Origin of the sequence: Bradyrhizobium sp. SZCCHNR1098 (assembly GCF_032489375.1) — a bacterium.
Taxonomy (GTDB): domain Bacteria; phylum Pseudomonadota; class Alphaproteobacteria; order Rhizobiales; family Xanthobacteraceae; genus Bradyrhizobium.
The window spans coordinates 265562-289453 of sequence record NZ_JAUEXY010000007.1 but is presented as its reverse complement, the minus strand read 5'-3'; the positions used below and the strand labels follow the sequence as shown (position 1 = coordinate 289453).

At 65.3% G+C, this 23892-nt stretch carries 14 protein-coding genes; 11 read left to right on the top strand and 3 right to left on the bottom strand.

Annotated features, from left to right (window positions below):
• The first annotated feature begins 75 nt into the window (after window positions 1–75).
• The 9 genes from QX135_RS17505 to QX135_RS17465 all read left to right on the top strand — a co-directional run bounded on the left by QX135_RS17505 (window position 76) and on the right by QX135_RS17465 (window position 19206).
• Entirely contained in the window at window positions 76–1938 is a 1863-nt protein-coding gene (locus tag QX135_RS17505) for a type I secretion system permease/ATPase (protein WP_315738087.1), read from the top strand.
• Between the two features lie 3 nt (window positions 1939–1941).
• Window positions 1942–3897, top strand: coding sequence for an HlyD family type I secretion periplasmic adaptor subunit (locus QX135_RS17500; protein WP_316234195.1), 1956 nt, complete (start codon window positions 1942–1944; stop codon window positions 3895–3897).
• A gap of 68 nt (window positions 3898–3965) precedes the next feature.
• Entirely contained in the window at window positions 3966–6098 is a 2133-nt protein-coding gene (locus QX135_RS17495; protein WP_316234194.1) for an autotransporter strand-loop-strand O-heptosyltransferase, read from the top strand.
• Window positions 6099–6660: 562 nt separating this feature from the next.
• A complete protein-coding gene (locus QX135_RS17490; protein WP_316234193.1) occupies window positions 6661–9924 on the top strand; it encodes a hypothetical protein in 3264 nt (1087 codons plus the stop codon).
• Between the two features lie 566 nt (window positions 9925–10490).
• Window positions 10491–12305, top strand: coding sequence for a hypothetical protein (locus tag QX135_RS17485; RefSeq protein WP_316234192.1), 1815 nt, complete (start codon window positions 10491–10493; stop codon window positions 12303–12305).
• A 252-nt stretch (window positions 12306–12557) separates the two neighbouring features.
• Window positions 12558–16784, top strand: a complete 4227-nt coding sequence (locus tag QX135_RS17480; protein ID WP_316234191.1) for a sulfotransferase — start codon at window positions 12558–12560, stop codon at window positions 16782–16784.
• Window positions 16785–17481: 697 nt separating this feature from the next.
• Window positions 17482–18075, top strand: a complete 594-nt coding sequence (locus QX135_RS17475) for a formyltransferase family protein (RefSeq protein WP_315738093.1) — start codon at window positions 17482–17484, stop codon at window positions 18073–18075.
• 290 nt (window positions 18076–18365) lie between these two features.
• Entirely contained in the window at window positions 18366–18716 is a 351-nt protein-coding gene (locus tag QX135_RS17470; RefSeq protein ID WP_315738094.1) for a hypothetical protein, read from the top strand.
• Between the two features lie 22 nt (window positions 18717–18738).
• On the top strand, window positions 18739–19206 hold the full coding sequence (locus tag QX135_RS17465) for a hypothetical protein (RefSeq protein ID WP_316178006.1): 468 nt from the start codon (window positions 18739–18741) through the stop codon (window positions 19204–19206).
• A gap of 6 nt (window positions 19207–19212) precedes the next feature.
• Here the strand turns inward: QX135_RS17465 and QX135_RS17460 are convergent, their stop codons facing one another.
• Entirely contained in the window at window positions 19213–19443 is a 231-nt protein-coding gene (locus QX135_RS17460; RefSeq protein WP_315738096.1) for a hypothetical protein, read from the bottom strand.
• A 223-nt stretch (window positions 19444–19666) separates the two neighbouring features.
• Here QX135_RS17460 and QX135_RS17455 point away from each other — a divergent pair, with 223 nt between their 5' ends.
• Window positions 19667–20557, top strand: a complete 891-nt coding sequence (locus QX135_RS17455) for a DMT family transporter (RefSeq protein WP_316178004.1) — start codon at window positions 19667–19669, stop codon at window positions 20555–20557.
• 208 nt (window positions 20558–20765) lie between these two features.
• Window positions 20766–22226, top strand: coding sequence for a caspase family protein (locus tag QX135_RS17450; RefSeq protein ID WP_315738098.1), 1461 nt, complete (start codon window positions 20766–20768; stop codon window positions 22224–22226).
• A 75-nt stretch (window positions 22227–22301) separates the two neighbouring features.
• Here QX135_RS17450 and QX135_RS17445 read toward each other — a convergent pair whose 3' ends face one another.
• Together QX135_RS17445 and cysK are read right to left on the bottom strand one after the other, a co-directional pair.
• The gene (locus tag QX135_RS17445) at window positions 22302–22541 is read right to left on the bottom strand and encodes a BrnA antitoxin family protein (protein ID WP_315711784.1); all 240 of its coding nucleotides are present in this window, start codon (window positions 22539–22541) and stop codon (window positions 22302–22304) included.
• 2 nt (window positions 22542–22543) lie between these two features.
• The gene (gene cysK / locus QX135_RS17440) at window positions 22544–23506 is read right to left on the bottom strand and encodes a cysteine synthase A (RefSeq protein WP_315738099.1); all 963 of its coding nucleotides are present in this window, start codon (window positions 23504–23506) and stop codon (window positions 22544–22546) included.
• Window positions 23507–23892 lie beyond the last annotated feature (386 nt).

Sequence of the window (23892 nt, the reverse complement as noted above, 5' to 3'; positions counted from 1 at the left end):
TTGTTGCCGGAAAATCGTCGGTATCGACTGTCAATAGCGCGGAGTGAAGCACTGTGTTTTGGGAGACGCGCCTGGATGAGTCTGGCTCAAGACCGCCCGAGAACGAAAGCCGCGGCTGCCCTCAACGACCTTCTCTCGGGAAGCGACGATCCGGTGACGCGCGGGTTGCGCCAGGCTGTCAAACGCATGGCCGGCATCGGCGTGTTCAGCGGCGTCATCAACATCCTGATGCTCTCGGGCTCGGTTTATATGATGCAGGTCAATGATCGCGTCGTTCCGAGCAAAAATCTCGCCACGCTCGTCGGCCTGTCGGTGATGATTCTAGTCGTCTATCTGATTCAAGGCTATTTCGACGCATTGCGCACCCGCATGCTGTGCCGGGTAGCGACCGTGTTCGACGCGAGCTTGCAGGACGCGATTCATCACGCTCTGGCCACCCTGCCCCTGCGCGGCACCAAGCCGATGCTGATGCAGCAGCCACTGCGCGATCTCGACCAGCTCCGCGCCTTCATGTCGAGCATGGGACCGACCGCCTTTCTCGACATGCCATGGATACCGATCTTCCTGATCGGCATGTTTCTGTTTCATCCGCTGATCGGCATCACGGCCGTCATCGGCACGGTCGGAATCATCTCGATGACGCTGGTGACCGACCGGTTGTCGCGTCAGGCGAGCAAATCCGCCAGCGATACGAGCGCCGCGCGGCAGGTTCTCGCCGATGCCACCCAGCGCAATGCCGAGGTGATTCGCGCGCTCGGAATGCTGGATCGCTTCTCGGCACGCTGGAACGCCGTCAACGAGCGCTATCTGAAGGACAACATTCGCGCGAGCGATGTCTACGCCAATCTCGGGGCCGCCGCGAAAGTGCTGCGCTTCATCCTGCAGTCGGGCATGCTCGGCATCGGCGCGGCGCTCGTCGTCTCCGAGCAGGCCTCCGGCGGCGTGATGATGGCCTCGTCGATCCTGATGGGCCGCGCGCTCGCCCCGATCGAGATCGCACTTGGCAGCTGGAAACAGCTGGTCGCCGCGCGACAGGGCATCGCGCGTCTGCGCGATATCTGCAAGGCTACCGCCAGGCCGGAAGCTCCGCCGGTCGCGTTGCCCCGCCCGTTCCGCGAGCTGACCGTACAGGAGCTGACGGTCACCGCGCCGGGCACCGATCGGCCGATTGTTCAAAACGTGTCGTTCTCGATCAAGGCAGGCACGGGTCTGGCACTGCTCGGCGCGAGTGCCTCCGGCAAGACCTCGCTCTCGAAGGCGCTGGTCGGCATCTGGCCTGCACAGCATGGATCCGTCCGCCTCGACGGCGCAGCGCTCGACCAATGGAGCAACGAGGATCTCGGCCGCCACATCGGCTACCTGCCGCAGGACGTTGCCCTGTTCGATGGCAGCATCGCCGACAACATCTGCCGCTTCGACGAGAATGCGAGCTCGGATGCGATTCTGAAGGCGGCGCAGATCGCCGGCGTGCACGACATCATCCTGCGGCTGCCGGAAGGCTATTCGACGCGAATCGGCCAAGGCGGCATGTCGCTGTCGGCCGGTCAGCGGCAGCGCGTGGGTCTGGCCCGCGCGGTGTATGGCGATCCGTTTCTCATCGTCCTCGACGAGCCAAATGCCAATCTGGACACCGACGGCGAGAACGCGCTCAGCCGCGCCATTCAGATCATGCGGCAACAGAATCAGAGCATCGTGATCGTGATCTCACACCGTCCCAGCGCGCTGAATGCGCTCAACGTGGCGCTGGTGCTGTACGAGGGCAAGGCGATCGCATTCGGGCCCTGCCAGGAGATCTTTGCCCGCGTCGCCGGGGCCAACAAGGCCGCGGGACCTGCCGTCGCGCATGCTCCTGCTCCGCCCAGGGTTGCAGCTCCGGCAGCGGCGCCAAATCCGAACGCCCGCTCGCTTCGTCGCGCCGCCCCAGCAGAAAGCGCTTGATCAATGAAACACATCAACGACTTCAGGCCCTTCGACGACGACGACTATGTGCGACCGAAGACCCGCGCCGTCGGTCCGCAGGGCGATGCATTGATTCTCGAACTGCAGCGGCTGCAGGGCGCATTCGACGACGGCTCGGACGAGGACCCGCGGCAGCGCCGCGGCGCACGTGACGGCGGCAAGAAGCGCCGGCGTCCGCCGCCGTCGCAAGTCAGGCCAAAGCCGCGCTCGAAGAAGAAGGGCAGCACCATGGGCCGCGCCCTCGGTGCGTCGCTGTCGCTGTTCGGTCTCGGCGCCCAGGCGCCCCGGGCACGCCGGGGTGAAGGCATCCGCGAGATGGACTGGCAGCAGCCCGCACCGATGCGTGGCTACGAGCCGGAGCTGTCGCCACCCCAGCGCAATCCGTCTGCACGCATGGCGGGCGGCAATTCGGCACCCCTGCTCGACCTGCAGGATGCGCGACGCGACGGCAATTTCGGCGTCGGTGCGCCGCGGCCGATGGGACAGCAGAACCTCCCTGCCCGCCTGGCGCATGCGCCTGTCGTTCCGCAAACCCGAGTCGGCCGCCTGGTCGGCACCGCCGGCACGGCCTTGACCACCGGCATGACCTTCATTGCGACGCAAGGAACGGCGGCCGATCTCGACGACGGCTCGGACGAATCGCTGGTGCCGCGCGTCAGCCGCATGTTCGAGAACGAGCTGCGTCTCGGCATGCGGGTGCTGCTTGTCGCCGGCGTTCTCGGCGGCGGTTGGCTGACCCTCGTGCCGCTCGCCGGCGCGATCGTGGTCCCCGGCAATCTCGTGGTGCAATCCAACGTGAAGGCGATTCAGCATCCGACCGGCGGCATTGTCGCGGAAATCAAGGTCGACAACGGCAAGCGCGTCGCAGCGGGCGATCTGCTCGTGCGGCTCGACGCCACGCAGAGCCAGGCCCAGCTCCAGGCGATCACCAAGCAATTGAACGAACAGCGCGCCAAGATTGCGCGGCTCTCGGCCGAGCGTGACGGTCTCGATCAGCCGGACTATCCGTCCACGCTGACCTCACGTCAGGACGATCCAAATGTCCGCACCGTCATCGCGTCGGAGAACGCGCTGTTCAAGGCCCGTGCCACGACCCGCAAGAGCCAGAAGGAGCTGCTGCAAGGCCGCATCGTCCAACTGAACAACGAGATCAGCGGTATGGAGTCTCAGCTCGAATCCAAGAACAAGCAGATCGAGTTGATCAAGGGCGAGTTGGCCGGCGTGCAGGAGCTCTATGACAAACGGCTCGTTCCGCTAACGCGACTGACGACGCTGCAGCGGGAAGCCGCTCGAATCGACGGCGAACGCGGCCAGTTGGTCTCCAGCGTGGCCGAGACGAGGTCCAAGATCAGCGAAGCCGAGCTCCAGACCGTCAAGATCGATCAGGATTTCCGCAGCGAGGTGGTCAAGGACCTCAGCGAGTCCCAGGCCAAGGAAGGCGATCTGGTCGAGAAGGGCGTCGCCGCGCGCGACCAACTCGATCGCATCGAGATGCGCGCGCCGAACTCCGGCACCATTCACCAGCTCGCGATCCACACCATCGGCGGCGTCATCAAGCCGGGTGAGACCGTCATGGAGCTGGTCCCCGATTCGGACGAACTGCAGGTCGAAGGGCACGTCCAGCCCAAGGATATCGATCACGTTCACACCGGGCAGGATGCGATGGTCCACTTCAACGCCTTCAACCAGCGCACCACGCCGAAATTGAGCGGCCAGGTCTCGTTCGTGTCGCCTGATATCACCAATGACCCGCGAACCGGCTCCACCTTCTACACGGTCAGGATCACGCTGTCCGACGAGGAGCGCAAGCGGCTTGGCAACGTCAACCTGATGCCCGGCATGCAGGCCGAAGTCTATGTTCAAACCGGCAGCCGGACGATGCTCAGCTATCTGATGAAGCCGGTTCTCGATCAGTGGCGCCGCGCCTTCGTGGAGTAACAAGGCCCGAACAGCCGCGGTCGGCGTCATCGCACACGAATGAACGCAGACCGCGTCAGCACCTCAACATGAACGCTGCAAATTTTCCCCGCACCTCGGACCCGGCGATGGTGCCGACACGTGCGTTACCCGCCGACGCCCAGCCCGGCGCCCGCACCGAGGCGTCTGATCACGCACGCAAGCCGCGACTGCCGCCGCCAGCGGCCGTGCCGACCCAGGAGGGTCCCCAGGGGCTGCGCTTCGATTTCAACGACGGCTGCCGCGTGATGCTCCCCGACACCGGACACCCCTGGCGCGTCCGGCTGAGCGATCTCGAGACCACCAACGTCCTGTTCGACATCGACCTGCGTTCAGGGCACGTCAACAGCAGCAAGCGCTATTTCGTCCCGTTCAGGCTCGAAGTCTGGTCAGGGCCCGAGCTGCTGTTGTGCCACGACTATGATGCCACCGACCGAGACGTCCTGATCCAGTTCCCGGTCGGCACGATCGGCGACATCATCGGCTGGATGGGCTATGCGGTGAGGTTCAAGGACCTGCATCGGTGCCGCCTGAGCTGTGCTATGGGCGAGCCGCTGATCCCGCTGTTCCGCGGCGCCTACCCTGACATCACGTTCCTCAGCCATGAGACGATCCAGGCGGAGCGATACTACGCCACCTACTCGGTCGCGCTGTTCTTCGACGATGCCGAGCTGGTCCATCAGCCCTGTGATTTCCGGCAGGTCGGCCTGCATCGGACGGCCGCTCATATCCTCGGCGTCGATCCGGCCGAGCAGCCGCCGCGCGTCGCACTGAGCGAAGACAGCCGTCCCATCGAGGAGCCCTATGTCTGCATCGCGGTGCAGGCGACGACCGCGTGCAAGCACTGGAACAATCCTGAGGGCTGGCAGAGCGTCGTCGATTTCCTGCGCGCGACCGGCTATCGCGTGATCTGCATCGATCAGACCGCGGCGCGCAGCCACGGCGCCTACCAAACGAAAATTCCTGCCGAAGCCGAGGATCAGACCGGTGACCGGCCGTTGCCCGAGCGCGCCCGCTGGCTCAAGCACGCCGCATTCTTCATCGGTCTTTCCTCGGGGCTGTCATGGCTGGCCTGGGCTGTCGGCACTCCGGTCGTGCTGATCAGCGGCTTCACTCATCCGACCAACGAGTTCGCGACCCCCTATCGGGTCATCAACCGTCACGCCTGCAACAGTTGCTGGAATGATGTCCGTCATCGCTTCGACCATGAGGACTTTCTGTGGTGCCCGCGATGGCAGGGCACGCCTCGACAGTTCGAATGCACGCGCCTGATCACGGCCGCGCAGGTCGAGGGCATGTTGCTTCGAATTCCCGGCTTCGGACAGGGATTGCGTCCGAAACCGCGCACCTCTCAGCAGCAGACGCCGCCTGCGCCCTTTGATCGGCATCGAACCTCCAGGGCAGAGTCTGTGCAGGACTCCGTAGAGAGCGACGAGCCGGTCGCGCTCGCCGCACTGCTGGCGCAGCCGCGCGGCGACGTTCCCCACGGGGGCCTTGCGGTCGGCGTCACGGTCGCCGCCGGCAGACTGCTGGATCAGGCCGCCGCCGGGATCGCGGAAGGCGATCGCGCGGCCACCGCCAGCGATCTGATGGAGGCCTTGCAGAACTACAAGCAGAGCATCGCCATCGTCAGACACCTGACCGGAGCCAATCCGGACGACGCCGGGTTTCAACGCAACCTCTCGGTCGCCTTGAACCGCATCGGCGCCGTGCTGTTCGTTCAGCGAAACCTCGAGGCCGCGCATGCCGCCTATTCCGCCAGCCTCGCCATCGTTCAGAAGCTGACCGCAGCACACCGCGGCAATCTCAGCTTCCAGCGCGATCTCGCCTGGTGTCACGCTCTGCTGGCGGACGTGCTGGCCGCCCAGGGCCGGCATGCCGAAGCCTTCGATCAGCGTCGCGCCAACACCGCGCTGATCACCCACCTCGCCAACAGCGCCTCCAACGATCCGTTGCTGCAGCAGACGCTTGCAAACTCCTACCAGAATCTGGGTGATGCCTTCGTTCCGCTCGGCAACGTCGACGGCGCCCTCGCCGTCTACCGGATCAGCCTCGGCCTCACCAAGCAAGGGCTGGACGCGAACGGGCAGAATGATCCGGCCTGGAATCAGCTCTACACGACGCTGCTGCAGAAGATCAGGACTGCGCTCCTGGCGCAGCGCCAGGTCGCGCCGACATCCTGAATTGCGTTCGGCGCGGTTGGCCGGCCGCCCCGCCCAGGGACGCCTTCACCTTAAAGCTCACCCGGACGGATGATCCATCGCGGCATTTTTCCAGCGATGGCCCTGCGGCAAAGCCGCGCGCAAGTGTCGCCGGGCAGCCTTGACAACGTCTGACAGACCCTACGGCTGACTTCTGGAGACCGGCCACTCACCGGCGAGATGCAGGCAGCATCTTGACGACAACATGCAGCTCGCGCCCGATCGCGCCCCCTCGCGTTTGCCGCTTGCCACCAAAAATCAATCACTTGGCACGCGATCGCGGCGCATCCGTCACAGATCCGCGATGTCTCGAGAACAACATAATTGCGGACTCCCCCACGCCTTTTTTGGCCCGATTGCTCCGAGCATATAGCGAGGTGCGACAAAGTAACGCGCGTCAGAAAAGCGCGCGGCACAGAAGCGCACGGGCGTGAGGCGCGGCGCGCAGCACGTCCGACGCAGGGCCGATGCGCTTCCGCATCGTCTGGCCAGTTTCGGTACGGGGCCCTGCCGGGCGTCGGATGAACTTGGGGAGAGATGACCTATGGCGAACAACACCTTCAACCCGACGGCGCTGGCCAACGGAACGTCGAACCTGCTGGTGCGCGCCTCAGCGCTCAACATGTCGACCGACCTCGTCCAGGCCGGCGTGGTGTTCAACGATGCAGTGCGCGCCTCGCTCGGCCTGTTCTCACAGGCCGGCAGCGGCAACTCGAACCCGTTCCTCGGCAGCTACACGACCGACCTCCACGCCGTACAGAACGACATCGCCGCGATGCTCGCCAATCCCGGTCAGGTGACGCTGGGCGGCCAGACCTTCACGCTGAATGCGACCGACACCGCCGTTCTCACCAACGTGCAGGCGCAGATCTCGACGCTGCTCACGGCCGCACCGCAGATCACGAATGCTGGCACGATCACGGCCGCGGATCAGACGCTGCACGCGGTCCAACAGGAGATCCTGCAGGAGATCAACGGCGACGCGCATCTGTCCGGCGCGCTCAACAAGGTCAACTTCCTCGCCAACACCGGCGGCCAGGACGTCGGCTTCCAGAATACGCCGGCCGGTGCCGATGATGCGGCGACCTTGGCCGCTGCGACCGCAGGCAACACGCTGAAGGACGTCGGCCTCGTCTTCAACAAGGTCGTCGACCTCGCCTCCGGCGGCATCCACACCGGCAACCTTCAGGAGGTTACCACCGACCTCACCGCGATCTCGCAAGGTCTCACCAACATTCTCAACAACAAGACCCAGCTCGCGCAAATCGAGAAAGGCGAGACGGCGAATGCAGCCGCGCTGACGACCATCCATCTGCAGACGGTGCTCGGACAGGTCAACCTCGAGCTCAACCAGTATGCCAAGGCGGAGACGACCGGCAATCAGGCCGCGTTGCGCGGCACCGCGGACAATCTGCTCGACAGCATCGACATCATCCAGAACGACGCCAATCTGAACATGGCGGCCGGCGGCAACGGAATGCCCGGCCATGCCGGCGGCTTCGCGGAGGATCCCGGCGGATTGACCGGCACGGTCACCAAGTTCCAGGACAACCAGGCGCAGACCAATTTCTGGGCCGCATTCCTGGCCGAGGCCAACACCATCAACGCGACGCTGCAGAAAATCTCGACCGGCGGCGCGCAGGCGAGTGCGGCCCTGATCACGCAGATCCAGAACTACCAGCAGTTCGGCGCCAATTTCGACGCCGCCCAAGGCAACGTCTTCCGTGGCCGCTTCGACAACGAGCTGCTCAGCGGCACGCTGGAAGCCGACTCGGCGGCCGCCGTGAAAGGCTTGCAGGGCATTCTGAACGGCGACACCGGCGCGGCGCTGGCGGCCGACAAGGCGGCGCTCGCCGCTGCCGGCCAGGGCTTCGCGGCCGACGCCATGGACGTCTCCGGCAACAACATCGCCATCGGCGGCGCGACCTATGTCGGCTCGGCGACCACGGTCTCGACGGCTACGTCGGTGCACGGCCTGGCCCAAGGCACGATCCCGGTGACGGCAACCCCGAACATTGCCAACGGCACCGGCGGCTCATCGTCGACGCCGCCGGCTGGCGGCGCCACGCCGGTGAATTTCAGCCCGACCGCGCTTGCCAACGGCACGTCGAACCTCTTGACCCGTGCCACGGCGATCCAGCATTCGACCGACCTGGTGCAGGCTGGCGTCGTCTTCAACGACGCGGTGCGCGCCTCGCTCGGTCTCTTCAGTCTCGCCAACAGCGGCAACTCGCCGGCCTTCCTCAGCAGCTACCAGGCCGACATCACGGCGGTGCAGGCCGATATTGCGGCGATGCTGGCCAACCCTGGTCAGGTCACGCTCGGCGGCAAGACCTTCGCCCTGAACGCGACCGACACGGCGGTGCTGACCAATGTCGAGGGGCAACTGGGCACACTGCTGCAGGCGGCGGGACAGTTCGCCAATGCCAGCACATCGGCAGCGGCAAGCCAGACGATCCACGCGCTGCAGCAGGAAATCCTCGGCGAAATCCACAACGACGCGCATCTGGCGAACGCGTTGAACAACGTCCCCTTCCTCGCCAATACTGGCGGCCAGGACGTTGCCTTCCAGACGTCGCCCGCGGGCGCGGACGATCCGGCGAGTCTTGCCGCCGCTACCGCCGGCAACAGCCTGAAGGACGTTGGTCTGGTCTTCAACAAGGCCGTCGAGGTCGCCTCGGGCGGCATCAACACCGGTAACCTTGCCGAGGTGACCGCGGACTTCACCGCCGTCCAGCACGGACTGACGGCCATCCTCAACAACAAGACCCAGCTCGCGCAGATCGAGGCTGGCGAGACTGCCAACGCCGCGGCGCTGACGACGATCCATCTGCAGACTGCGCTCGGCCAGATCAACCTGCAGCTGGGCAAGTATGATCAGGCTGCGACCACCGGCAATCAGGCCGCTCTCCGCGGCACTGCCGACAACCTGCTCGACATCATCGACATCATCCAGGGCGACACCAACCTCAACATGGCGGCAGGTGGCAACGGCAACGCCGGCCACGCGGGCGGCTTTGCCGAGGATCCGGGCGGGCTCAAAGGGACGGTCACCAAGTTCCAGGACAACCAGGCACAGACGAATTTCTGGGCCGCATTCCTGGCCGAGGCCAACACGATCAACGCCACCCTGCAGAAGATTTCGACGGGCGGCGCGCAGGCGAGTGCGGCCCTGATCACGCAGATCCAGAACTACCAGCAGTTCGGCGCCAATTTCGACGCCGCCCAGGGCGCCGTGTTCCAGGGACGGTTCGACAACGAACTGCTCAGCGGCACGCTCGAAGCTGACACGGCCGGTGCCGTGAAGGGCCTGCAGGGCATCCTCAACGGCGACACCGGCGCAGCACTCGCGGCGGACAAGGCGATGATCGCCGCTGCCGGCCAGGGCTTTGCGGCGGACGCCATGGACGTCTCCGGCAACAACATTCCCGTCAATGGCGGCACCTATGTCGGGACGGCCACGACGGTCTCGGCGGCAACCTCCATCAAGGGCACCGCGCACGGCACCATTCCCGTCACTGCGACACCGAACCTGGCCAACGGCACCGGCGGCACCGCAGCGGCAGGAACCACCGCCGCTGGCGGCGCCGCAGCCGGCGGCACCGCGGCGACCGGAGGCACGTCGACCGGCGGAACGGCGGCTGGCGGCACGTCGACGGGTACCACGGCCAACAACGGCAGCAACGCCACGCATCACAGCGATCATCACCATCATCACGATCACAGCCAGGGCGCGCATACGAGCCAGGCCGCGGCTGCCGGGCCCGACATGTCGCATCTCCACGCGATGCATCACATGTGGGGTTGACGAGGCAGCCGCAGCAGCTGCTGCGGCTCGAATACGGATACCTGGGAGCAAGCAGATGAGGTCCACTCGCGCAGTGCTCCCGGGGGAAATGAGAAGGACAATGAGCCGGGCGAGACGACACGCGTTGAAGAAGGAGGCCTCAGAAGATCAACAAAGATGCACGTTCCGTTCCGCATCGCGGAGGCTCGTCACGCTGGAACTTTTCTAAGGAGAGATCGGTGACCGGTCGCGAGATCGGGGCAACTTCTTGTCTGGACCGTGCGTCGAAGCGCCGCTGAGCGACGATGTTGCGGGGATGCCACGACGGAAATCAACGAGTTAGTAAGCTTCCGATCGCCGCCGTGACCCGGCTGCGACAGGAGCCATTTGCCCGAACAACATCATATTTGAGGACTCGGCGGCGCTTCTTTTGGCCCCATTGGAGCAAATAATTCCCAGGTGCTCTGAGGCTGCGACATTTCGCCCGTTCCGCGAGGGGTGAACGAGACGTCGCAGCCCGATCAACGCCCGCGTGCTGCCGATACGCCAAGCAGCAGACGCCGGGTTGAAACTTGGGGAGATGATCAATGGCAGCCAATACCTTCAACCCGACGGCGCTGGCGAATGGCACGTCCAATCTGCTGGTTCGCGCCTCTGCGCTCAACCTGTCGACCGACCTCGTGCAGGCCGGCGTCGTGTTCAACGACGCTACTCGCATCTCGATCGGGCTGTTCTCGACGCCGCAGAACAGCGGCAACTCCAACCCGTTCCTCGGCAGCTACACCACCGACCTGCATGCCGTGCAGAACGACATCAACGCGATGCTGGCCAATCCCGGCCAGGTCACGGTCGGCGGTCAGGCCTTCACGCTCAACGCGACCGACACCGCGGTGCTCACCCAGGTTTCGAACGAGCTCACGACGCTGATCAACGCCGCCCCGCTGACGGCCAATCCGGCGACGCTCGCCGAAGCCGACCAGACCATCCACAACGTGCAGATGCAGATCCTGGCGCAGATCCAGGGTGACGCGCATCTTTCGGCCGCGCTCAATAACGTTCCCTTCCTGGCCAACACGGGTGCCATGGACGTGGCGTTCCAGAGCCTTCCCGCCGGTAACGACAGCGCCACCAATCTTGCTGCAGCGGCAGCGGGCGACCTGACCGCCATCGGAACGGTGTTCAATGCCGTCGCTGACCTTTCGCTGGGCGGCATGAGCGCCAACAACATCAACCAGATCCAGACTGATTTCACGGCCGTGACGCAGGGCCTTCAGGCGATCCTGAATGACCCGGCGAAGCTCGCCGCGATTGAAGCAGGTCAAACCTCCGTTGCTGCCCAAACGACGACACTTCATCTGATGACGCTGCTCAGCCAAGCAAACCTTCAGCTGAACAAATACGACGTCGCCGAGACGATGGCCAGTCCGACGGCGCTGCGCGGCTCCGCCGACAACATCGTCGACATGATCGACGTGTTTCAGAACGACGCGGCGCTCAACGCGGCGGCGGGCGGCACCGGGGCGCCCGGTCACATTGGCGGGTTCTCCGAAATGGCCGGCGGCCTGACCGGGACCGTCACGAAGTTCCAGGACAACCAGGCGCAGACCAATTTCTGGGCCTCGTTCCTCGCCGAGGGCAATACGCTGGGCGCGAAGTTGGTTGCGGTCGCCAATGGAACAGGTACGGCGTCGCAAGCCCTGATCGACCAGATCACGAACTACCAGAACTTTGGCGCGGCGTTCGATGCGGCGCAGGGGGCGGTGTTCAAGGGACGGTTCGACGACGAGCTCGCCGCCGGAGCTCTACAGTCTGACACCATCATGGCCACCAAGGCGCTGATGGGCATCATGAACGGCGACACGGGTGCAGCCCTGGCGACCGATCAGGCGATGTTGAAGGCTGCGGCCGCGAACTACATCGGCAATGCCGGAGACATTGCTGGCAACAACATCGCGATCGGCGGATCGGCCTACGTGACATCCGCGACGAGCTTCGTGACGGCGACTGCGGTCAATGGCATTGCCCAGGGCACCGGCATGCCGGCGGGCGCCAATCCGAACATCGCCAACGGCACGGGCGGCGCCCCGGCGAGCCCGACCACGCCCGGCGGCGGCATGGGCGGAGGTGGTACGACGGGAGGCGGCACCACCGGCGGAGGCACTACGGGCGGCGGCACCACGGGAGGCGGGACGACCGGTGGCGGCACGACGGGCGGTGGAACGGCCGGCGGAGGAACAACCGGCGGCAACAACAACACCACCACGACGCACCACTGCGGCGGCCACCATAGCCATCATGGCAGCCACCACACGGCGGCAGCGGCCACAGCCGCAACGGCCGCAGCAGCTTCGAGCGGTCCGGACATGTCGCACCACCACGCGATGCATCACATGTGGGGCTGACGCCTCCAACGACACGCCCGATCAAAGCCGGTGCAGACTCCTCGGTCTGCGCCGGCTTCGCTGCATTCCGGCGAGAGCCGGCGATCGCGCGCAAGACATTGGCGAGACCGGGCAGCGAGATCGCGGAGCGCACCGACCGCACCGGCTCGAAGGGTTCTAGACGATCAATCGGGATCGGCACCCGCCAAGCCTCCGTTTCGCTTCATTCCGCCACGACAACTGCTTCCGTCGAACAATCAGTCAGTTGTGATCATGAACGAGCCAGCACTCGCCTTCCGCCCCCGACTCGTGTCCGCATCGACCAACTCCAGCGCGCCACTCCCGTCTACGCTCGACGGTCGCGCTCTGCAGGTTGCCGAGGAGGCCTACCGGAAAGTGCTTGCTCTTCAGCCAAGGCATTTCCGGACCCTGTGCAGCCTTGCGACTGTCCGCCTGCAACTCGGCGACGCGCAGGAGGCACGAACCCTGCTCGACCGGGCCGCGGACGCGGCGGGCGACTCGGCAGACCTGCACTTGACGGTCGGAAAGGCGTTCGCAGGTTTGGGCGACCTCGCCAAGGCGACATCGCATTTCGCGCGCGCTGCCGCACTCGACGAATCCTCGATCGAGCCCCGCCTGCTGCTCGGCGGCGCGCTGTACGGCCTGGGGGATCCCGCAGCGGCCGTCCGGCACCTCGAACTGGCGCTTGCCATCGATGGCACGAACCCGGACCTCCACCAGGCGCTCGGACTCGCCCTGCAGCGGCTCGGCCAGTCCGAGCGAGCGATGTCGCATCATGAGGCAGCGCTTGCGGCGAGGCCGCAATTTGCGGCAGCAGCCAGCAGTCTCGGTGATGCCTGCCGGCAGCTCGGCCGGCATCCGGAAGCCATCGCTCACTATACCCGAGCGCTCGCCATCGAGCCCAGGATGCCGACGGTCCTGCTCAATCTCGGGGGCTGTCATCAAGCGATGGGCGAACTGGATGCCGCCATTCGCACCTTGCAGCAGGCGCTCGCGTTGAGCCCTCATCTCGCCGAGGCGCACTACAATCTCGGCAATATCCACCTCGACATGAAGAGCTGGCCGGGGGCGATTTTCCACTACGAGCGAGCCGTCACTGAGCGGCCGGACTTCCCCGAAGCGCACAACAATTTCGCCAATGCGCTGCAGTCGGCGGGCCGGCACGAGGAGGCCCTGTCCCACTATGACGAGGCACTGCGGCTGCGACCAGACTACGCCATTGCCCACCGCAATCGCGCCGACTCGCTGCGGAACGTGCAGCGCTACGACGAGGCCATCGCCGGATATCAGGCCGCTCTTGCGCACGATCCCGGCGACACCACGACCATGAACCACCTTGCGGGCGTCCTGACGATCGTGGGCCGGCTCGACGAGGCGGCGCGTGCCTACGAATCCGCACTGGCTGTCAACCCGCGCAGTATCGGCACGCACCTCAACTACGGCGTGGTCAAGCCGTTCGCGGTCGACGACGCGCGCTGGGCGCCCTTGCAGGATCTGGCCGCGAGATCGGAGACGCTCACCGAGGATGCGCGCATCGCCCTGCACTTCACCCTCGGGCGGGCTTATGCCGACATCAAGGACGGCGAACGGTCGCTGGTCCACCTCAACGCCGGCAATGCCCTCGAGCGCCGCCGCATCAACTATGACGAGAACCAGACGCTGCGCCAGATCGAGCGCATCCGTGCGGTGTTCTCCAGGGACATGCTACAGGCGCGCGCAGGCCATGGCGATCCATCGCACGCGCCGGTGTTCGTCATCGGCATGCCCAGGTCCGGCACCAGCCTGATCGAGCAGATCCTGGCCAGCCATCCCGCCGTGCATGGCGCCGGCGAGGTCAACTACTTCGCGGCAGCCGCGGGGCTCTTCACCGATCGCGCCCGCGGCGACTATCCGGAGATGCTCGCCCAACTGTCCGATGCCGATGTCACCGCCCTCGCGCGCGCCTATCTCCAGCGTTTCACGGAGCTTCCGGCGAGTACCCAGCGCATCGTCGACAAGATGCCGTCGAACTTCCTGTTCGCAGGGCTCATCCATCTCGCGCTGCCGAATGCGCGCATCATTCACGTCTGGCGCAATCCGATCGACACCTGCCTGTCCTGCTACACGCAACTGTTTGCCGAGCCGCAGCCATTCGCCTATGACCTCGCCGAGCTCGGTCGCTACTACCGGGCCTACGAGGCGCTGATGAGCCATTGGCGTGCGGTCCTGCCGCAGGGCGTCATGCTCGAACTGTCCTACGAGGACGTCGTGCGCGATTTCGAGCCGAATGCCCGCAAGATCGTCGCGCATTGCGGGCTGGACTGGGATGAGGCCTGCCTTTCCTTCCACGAGAACGAGCGCCCGGTGAACACCGCGAGCGTGGTGCAGGTGCGCAAGCCGCTGTTCACCGGATCGGTCGGCCGCTGGCGCATGTATGGCGACCGGCTGAAGCCGCTGCTCGATGCGCTGGGCACCGAGGCCCTGCGGCCGACGATCGCCGAGGCGATCGCGGGCGCCAAGCCGCCCCAGCCGGTGAACGTCGCTCCGCCCGTGGTGACGCCGACGACGGCATCGCTTTCAATCGCTTCGCAGCAGGCCGGATCGCTGCAGACTCTGGCCGAAGGCGCCGCCGCCGTGGCAAAGAAGCTGCAAGGCCGCGGTGACTTCACGGATGCCGAGACGATCTTCAAGCTGATCCTCGCCGGACAGCCGAACCAATTCGACGCGCTGGTCGGGCTCGGCATGGTCTGCACCACCACCAACCGGCTCGACGAGGCCAAGGAGTTCTTCCGGCGCGCGGTCGCGGTGAACGACAAGTCCGCCGAGGCCCATGGCAGCATTGGAGCCGTCGAGGCCTCCGCCGGCCATTATGAGACGGCCGTCCAGCACTACGAGACGGCACTTGCGCTGGCGCCGAGCCACCCCGGCATCCTCTACGCCTTCGCCATGGTGCGCCAGAACCAGGGGCTGATCGACGAGGCGATGGCCCTGCTCCGGCGGGCGATCGACAACAAGCCGCAGCACCTCGATGCGCATTTTGCGCTCGGCAACCTGCTCTACACGGCGGGCAAGGATATCGAGGCGGCGAAGCACTATCTCAAGGTTCTCGACTTCAGTCCTGAACACGCCGAGACCCACAACAACATCGCCAATGTGCTGCTGCGCCAGGGCCATCGCGAGCGCGCCATCGAGCATTACAAGCGGGCCATCGCGAGCCGGCCCGACTATGCCGACGCCTATGGCAATCTCGGCAACGCCTTCCTCGAGCTCAACCGGCTCGAGGAATCGATCGAGCAGAACCTGCTGGCCATCAAGATCAAGCCGGAACGCTTCGGCTCCTACAACAATCTCGGCGTCGCCTACCAGGCGCTCGGCCGCTTCGAGGAGGCGACGGCGGCGTTCCAGAAGGCCTTGGAGCTGGCGCCGGACGACGCGCCGATCCATCTCAATCTCGCGAACATGTCGAAGTTCAAGCCGGACGACAGCCGGCTTCCTGGTCTGCGGCAGCTCCTCGAACGCGTCGACCGGCTCGATCAGGAGAAGCAGATCGCAGCCCATTTCGCGATGGGCAAGGCGTTGTCCGACCTGAAGGACTACGACCTGGCCTTCTCGCATCTGCACAAGGCCAACACCCTCAAGCGCAAGACCTTCGACTACGACTCCGAGCAGCGGCTCGGCATGATGAAAAATGTCGCGGCGCGCTTCACCCCCGAGTTCTTTCGCACGGTTACCGGGCACGGCGACAACTCCTGGGCCCCGATCTTCATCGTCGGCATGCCGCGCTCCGGCACCACCCTGATGGAGCAGGTGCTGGCCAGCCATTCCAAGGTCTTCGGCGCGGGCGAGCTCGAGACCTTCAAGGAGCTCGTCGGCGAATGCGCCAACCGCCAGAAGGTCGTGCCGGCGTATCCCGATCTGATCACGCTTCTGCCACCCGAGGAGATGACGAAGATCGGGCAGGAATACACAGCCCGCGTTCGGACGCTGGCGCCGGAGGCCGAGCGCATCGTCGACAAGATGCCGCTGAACTTCCTGTTCGTCGGGCTGATCCACGCAGCATTCCCGCGCGCCAGGATCATCAACACGCGGCGCGACCCGCTCGACAATTGCGTCTCCTGCTACTCGCTGCTGTTCACCGGAGCCCAGCCCTTCGCCTACGACCTGACCGAGCTCGGCCACTACTACCGGGGCTATGAGAGCGTGATGGACCACTGGCACCAGGTGCTGCCGCCCGGCATCTTGATGGACGTTCAATACGAGGATCTGGTCGACGACCTCGAGGGCGTGTCGCGCCGCGTGCTCGCCCATTGCGGGCTCGACTGGGAGGATGCCTGCCTCGATTTCCATCGCACCGAGCGCATGGTGCGCACGGCGAGCTTGATGCAGGTGCGCGAGCCGATCTACCGCCGTTCGATCGGAAGCTGGCGCCGCTACGAGAAACATCTCGGACCACTGTGCGCCGCGCTCGGCATCGACCATCCGCCGCCGGAAGCCACATGACCGCCGGCAAATAACCGGGTGCTGTTGCCCAGGGATCGGTGACAGGCGCGGCACCCGGCTATCCGGCCGCGCGGCGGAGCGGCTTGAGCATTGTGCTGCAGGGCCTTTAAGAAATTATCTTCGTCATATGCAGAAGCGTCAATTTTACTACGCAGACGGCCAACTGATAATACAATCACAAGTGCATTGACCTCTTCAGCCATTGGCCGAGGGGAATTGCGTTCGCAGACCGACCAGATCGCGTCCATTGAGCCGGCAGGAGTAGCGTCTTCGGTTGTCCTCATCAGTTCGGCTGATAGTTCGACCCTTTTAGTTGAGGTGTGTCGACCGATATGCCGTGATGCAGCAACCGGCCTTGACACAACCTTTCGGCGAGCTGCCGGTACCTATCCTGACTCCCGGTCCATCTGAAGCTGCAGCCGGCACCAGAGAGGGCATGTCATCCGCTCGGCCTGCATCTTGATGGCGGCCATGGCGATCGGCGCGCCGATAGGCGCGAAGGGCCCTACCCAACTCTGGCTCGGAGCGGCTTTCCCGTTCCCGTTTGGGTCCCCCAACGCCTCGGCCGGCCGGACGAAGCCAGACTGTGACGACGGCCCAGCAGGCGCTTGACCTGGAGGCCAAGGCTTGGTTTGACCCGTTTCATCCGGTCAGAGTCCGACCGGATCCAGCCCCCAACCGTGGAAGATCCCTGACCATGCGCATCACTCTCGTCGGCTCCCGCCATTTCGGTGTCGCCACACTGAACATGCTGCGCGAGAGAGGAATCGAGATCGCGCGGGTCGTCGTTCATGATGGCGAGGACCGGCTCGCAGCAGCGGCGCGGGCGGCCGGGATCGAGGTCGTAGTCCAGGCCAATCCGAAGGTCGTGCCGGCGGGCGAGATCGCCCCCGACACGGACCTGATCGTCACGGCGCACAGCCACGCCCGCGTCACCCACGAGGCGGTCGCAGCCGCCCGGCTCGGCGGCATCGGCTACCATCCGTCGCTGCTGCCGCGTCACCGGGGCATTGCTGCGGTGGAGTGGACCATCAATGAAGGCGATCCGATCGCCGGCGGCACCATCTATCACCTCGCGGACCGCATGGATGCGGGCGCCATCGCCGCTCAGGATTGGTGCTTCGTCAAGAAGGGCGAGACCGCCCGCGAGCTGTGGGAGCGCGCGCTGGCGCCGCTCGGCCTCAAGCTGCTCGGCGATGTCATCGAATCGGCCAAGGTGACCGGCACGATTCCGGCCAAGCCGCAGGACGAGCAGTTCGCGACCAACGCGCCCAGCCTCACCCCGCACTGAGCATCCGATCGCATCGCCCCGACAATTGCGTCGTCGCTCCAGCCGGCGCGCTGTGCCCTGCGACGGCAGCATCACCTGCCACTGCAAGGCTGCGACGCTGATCCGCTCGTGGGGTGCGCGAAGGCGCAGTTTGTCCATAATGCCGCCCGAATGGTTCAAGGCGGGGTTCCGCATTAATCGTTAATGATCTGAAATTGCTCGATAAAATTCCGTTGCGGCGGTGCGGCAAATTTTCGTCACAATTCTTCCAAATAAGGTCCTGATCAAACGACATTGAGGGACAACGATTCATGCGTCTCGACCGCATTGGAATGGCTTTCGCCGCGTCGATCCTGGTGGGTAGCTCGGCCGCCCCCGCATTCGCCCAGTCGCCCTATGACGGCCAGTGGCAGGTGACGATCGTGACCAACAGTGGCACCTGCGAGCCCACAGCCAGCTCGACCTTGATCGTCGCAGACGGTAAGATTTCTGCGGCTGGCGCCAATGTGTCGGGTTCGATTGGACGCGAAGGCCTCGTCAAGGTCTCCATCAATGGCGCATATGCGAATGGGCAGCTCAACGGCAATTCTGGCTCGGGCAAGTGGAACGGCGCCTCGGCAGGTATCCCCTGCAGCGGCCGCTGGCAGGCTTCGCGCCTGTAACGGCGCGCACGCGCTCCTGAAGATGGTGCGGCGGCTCGCGGCCGCCGCCGTCGTTTTGACGGCGGGTGTGACCGCTTCGCCGGGGCACGCCGATCCCGGTCCCTTCACCGCCTTGGCCGGAACATGGGGCGGCAGCGGCACGGTTGCCCTCGAGGACGGCTCAACCGAGCGCATCCGGTGCCGGGCCCGTTATGGCGTCTCGGGACCGCGGATGACGCTCGTCCTGACCTGCGCCAGCGATGCCTACAAGTTCGCTCTGCAGGCCGAGGTGATCGCCGAGGGCTCCGCCATCTCGGGAACCTGGAGTGAGTCCAGCCGCGGCATCAGTGGCATGCTGCAGGGACGCGGCGGCGGCGGCAACTTCCAGCTGGTCGCAACCACCGCCGGCTTCAATGCCAACATCGCGCTCGCCACCCGCGGCAACAGGCAGTCGGTATCAATCCGGGCCGACAGCCAGTTCCGCGCAGCCAACATTTCAATGTCGCGATGATCCCGATCAGCCGCTGCGCTTGGCGCCGGGGACCGCACCTGCGGACGGCGCCGGAGCCAGCTGCGCGGCGGTGCGCTTGATGGTCTTGGCGACCAGCAGCGCCTGCTCCCGCGTCATGGCAAAGTCCTGCACACCTTTATGGGTGGTCAGCGACAGCACCATGAGATGAGGCTCCCGCTCCGGCCAGCCAGTGGCAAAGGCGGTCACGAAGTCGGCTGAAGCGGCGCGTTCGGTCATGTCTTGTCTCTGGCTGCCTTGGGCTGTTTCACGGGCTGTTTCGCGGCGGTCGCTTTAGGACGAAACACAGCCACACTCCACGTTTTTCTCGATGACACGCGTCCGTCGCGAGCAAAGCCTGTAGCGGCGTTGATGCACTGCACCGTTGATTTCATTTGCATTGCTCTGCACGCGAGGTGATACAGCGCGCCTTCGCCGCCCTCCTCCCTGTCCCCACCACCTCATGAATCGTCCCGCTTCGAAACTGATCGCCGCACTGTGGATGACGGGCTGGCTCAGCCTGATGCTGGTGATGGCGGTGGCCGGACGCGAAGCCATGCGCGAGCTCAACGTGTTCGAGCTGATGGAGCTGCGCTGCCTGATCGGCCTGGTGATGCTGTCGCCGGTCATCGCACTGAGCGGCGGCTTTGCCAGGCTGCGCACCTCGCGGCTCAAGCAGCACGCGGCGCGCAACCTCGTCCATTACGGCGCGCAGCTCGGCTGGTTCTTCGCGCTCACCTTGATCCCGATCGGCCAGGTGGTGGCGATCGAGTTCACGATGCCGATCTGGACGGCGCTGCTGGCAGCAGCCTTCCTCGGCGAGCGCATCACCCTGTTCAAGCTGGCGGCGATCGGGCTCGGCCTCGTCGGCGTCGTCGTGATCGTCCGCCCGGATACCGGGGCGGTCAATTCGGGACAGCTCATCGCGCTGGCCGCCGCGGTCGGCTTCGGCATCTCGATCGCTCTGGTCAAGCTGCTGACGCGCACCGAGCCCACCGTGTCGATCATCTTCTGGATGCTGGCGGTGCAATCCATCGCCGGCCTCATCCCTTCGCTCGTATTCTGGACGCCGCCATCGGCCACGACCTGGGGCTGGATCCTCCTCGTCGCCTTCTGTGGGACCTTCTCGCATTTCTGCATGGCGCGCGCGCTGCTCTACGCCGACGCCACCATCGTGGTACCCATGGATTTTCTCCGCGTTCCGCTGACCGCCACCGTCGGCTGGCTGGTCTATGCGGAGCGTCTCGACGGATTGACCGTGCTCGGCGCTGGGTTGATTCTCGCCGGAAACCTGCTGAACCTGCGTCCGCCGCAACCTCGGCCCGTGCCGATCGGCGGTTCGGCAGGGACCTGAGGCGCCGGGGAGCCCCTGCCTCCCCTCGAGCGACGTGATTCGGATCACGAAACGGGCGCGCTACACGCGACCGTCGTGGATCTGGCGCAACACCCGCGAACTGGTTTGTGGCGGAAGCGTGATTTTTTGCTCGGGAACAAGACTTTTCGCGCCGATCCGCGACAAATGCTGCAGTGAACGCTTCGCTTGATCGTTGGGGGATCTCCTGATGCGCTATCTCACCGTCGCTCTGTCCCTGCTCTGCATGGTGCTGACCGCTGAAGCCGCCAAGGCCGACCGCCGCGTCGCCTTTGTCGTCGGAAACGGTGCCTATAAGAGCGTGGCTCAATTGCCGAACCCGCCGGTCGATGCCAAGGCCATGGCGGCAACCCTGCGCAACGTCGGCTTCGACGTCGTCGAGGGCACCAATCTCACGCGCGACAAGATGACCGAGAAGCTGCTCGATTTCGGTCGCAAGGCGCAGGGCGCCGATATTGCGGTGTTCTATTACGCCGGGCACGGCATCGCCATTGCCGGCACCAACTACCTGCTGCCGGTCGACGCCGACCTGAAGTCGGAAATGGACGTCAAGCTGGGCTCGGCCATCAACATCGACGTGACCCTCGACCAGACGATGGGCGACGCCAAGGTCAAGCTGGTGTTCCTCGATGCCTGCCGCGACAATCCGTTCGCCGCCAAGATCAAGTCGAACTCGCCGACCCGCAGCGTGTCGGTGCAGACCGGTCTGGCCGAGATGAAGTCCGGCGAGGGCACGCTGATCGCGTTCGCCACCGGCCCGGGCCAGACCGCCCTCGACGGCGAGGCCGGCGCCAACAGCCCGTTCACCCGCGCGCTGATCTCGCACATCGCCCAGCCCGGCATCGAGATCCAGCAGGCCATGACGGCGGTGCGCGCCCAGGTCAATGAGGAGACCAGCAAGGGCCAGTTGCCCTGGGGGCATACCAACCTGATCGGCGCGGTCTACCTCAACCCGGCGGCTGCCCCTGCTGCAACGGCCGCCACGGCCGGGACGACGCCGGCCGTCGCGACGGCCACCGTGACCGCGGGCGAGGCCGAGCTCGAATTCTGGCGCTCGGTGAAAGATTCCAACAAGCCGGAAGAGCTCAACGCCTATCTCGCGACCTACCCGAACGGGCAGTTCAAGTCGCTGGCGATGGCGCGCATCGCCGCGATCGAGAGCGGCGCCATCAACACCGCGACGCGCAATGTCGCCAAGGGCGTCGATCCCGCCACCTACACCGAGGAAGGCAGCCAGGTCAGCGAGGATCAGATCGGCCTCGACAAGACCAAGCGCCGCGACGTGCAGCGGCGGCTGACCGGCCTTGGCTTCGACACCAAGATGACAGGCGTGTTCGACGACCAGACCCGCGGCGTCATGAAGCGCTGGCAGGCGGCCCGCGGCTATCCGTCGACCGGATTCCTGACCAAGCTGCAGCACAAGGCGCTGCTGGCCGAGCCGCAGCCGGCGCCGGCGACCGCCGCAGTCGGTGACGAGGCCAAGCCGCGACGCGCCAAGCCGGCCGGCAACGTCGCTGCCGGTGGCCCGCCGCCGCAGGGCGCGCCCGTCTATCGCAATCCGCCGCCGCAGGACAACGCGGGAAACGCCGCCGGCGCCGCCTTCATCGGTGGCATGATGGGCGGTGTGCTCGGCAGCGCGCTGCGCCGGTAAACGTCGTCGTCTCCCCCACGTCAAAAGCCCGGAGCACGAGCTCCGGGCTCTTTCGTTAGAATAATGCGGCCGCCCTCAGAGCCCTGCCGCCTTGCGCAGCGCCGCATTGATGCGGTCCTGCCAGCCCGGCCCTTCAGACTGGAAGTGCTCGAGCACGTCCTGGTCGATCCGCAACGTCACCTGCTCGCGCACGCCAGGGACCGCCGCCTTCTTCGGCGGCGCCTCCACCGGCTTGGTGGTCACCTTCTTGAACGCGGCCTCGGCCTCGGTACGGGCGTCAGCGAGGGTGCGGGGCCGCCGCGGCTGGTCGGCCATGATCAGATCCCCTCGAACAGCGCGGTAGACAGATAACGCTCGGAGAACGACGGCACGATCGCCAGGATTGTCTTGCCCGCGCTTTCCGGTCGCTTGCCGATCTCGATCGCGGCCGCAATCGCCGCGCCCGAGGAGATACCGCCGGGAATGCCCTCGTTGCGGGCCAGCGCACGCGATGTCTCGATCGCGGTCGTGCTGTTGATCTTGACGATCTCGTCGATCACGGACCGGTCGAGAATGTCGGGCACGAAGCCGGCACCGATGCCCTGGATCTTGTGCGGCGAGTGCTGGCCGCCCGACAGCACCGGGCTCTCCTCCGGCTCGACCGCGACGACCTTGAGGCCGGGCTTGCGCGACTTCAGCACCTGGCCGACGCCGGTGATGGTGCCACCGGTGCCGACGCCGGCGACGAAGACGTCGATATTGCCGGCCGTGTCGTTCCAGATCTCCTCGGCCGTGGTGCGACGATGAATGTCCGGATTGGCGAGGTTCTTGAACTGCTGCGGCATCACCGAGTTCGGCGTCGTCCGCAACAGCTCCTCGGCAGTGGCGATCGCGCCCTTCATGCCCTGCGACGCCGGCGTGAGCACGATCTCGGCGCCGAGGAAGGCGAGCATCTTGCGCCGCTCCACCGACATCGACTCCGGCATCACCAGCTTCAGCTTGTAGCCGCGCGCCGCCGCGACGAAGGCCAGCGCGATGCCGGTATTGCCCGAGGTCGGCTCGATCAGCACGGTGTCGGGCTTGATCACGCCGGCCTGCTCCATCGCCAGGATCATGCCGACGCCGATCCGATCCTTCACGCTCGCGGCGGGATTGAAGTATTCCAGCTTGGCGAGGATGGTCGCCTTGACGCCATGCTGCTCCGGCAGCTTTCGCAACCGCACAATCGGCGTATTGCCGAACGCGTCGACAATTGAATCAAATACGCGCCCGCGTCCGGGACGCTGTGCTGACGACTCCATGAAATCACTCCTCTGCGCGCCCCGCGCGACATCGACAACGCTTCTGACCATCTTCAGCGAGCCTGTTGCGCTGCGCAAGCACGTTTGCGCGATCTTAAGACGATCGCGGCGCACAACAAGTCGTGGCTAAATTGCGAAAAACCAACGCATTTGTGTTGCGACAAGGTCAATAAACCGGGTGTATGTTTGACTTCAGCCGGACGAAAATTCATGATGCAGGTCGACGGCAACCCGGGCGGACATCAGCAAGATGTCATCTTCGGAGTGATACAATCGGGGCGTTCGTGCCAAACGACACCGCCGTTGTAGAACAGACATAAGAACAGACCACCCAGACAAACTCTTTGTGTGACGGACTTGATATCCGCGAAAAGTTGGACTCGTCG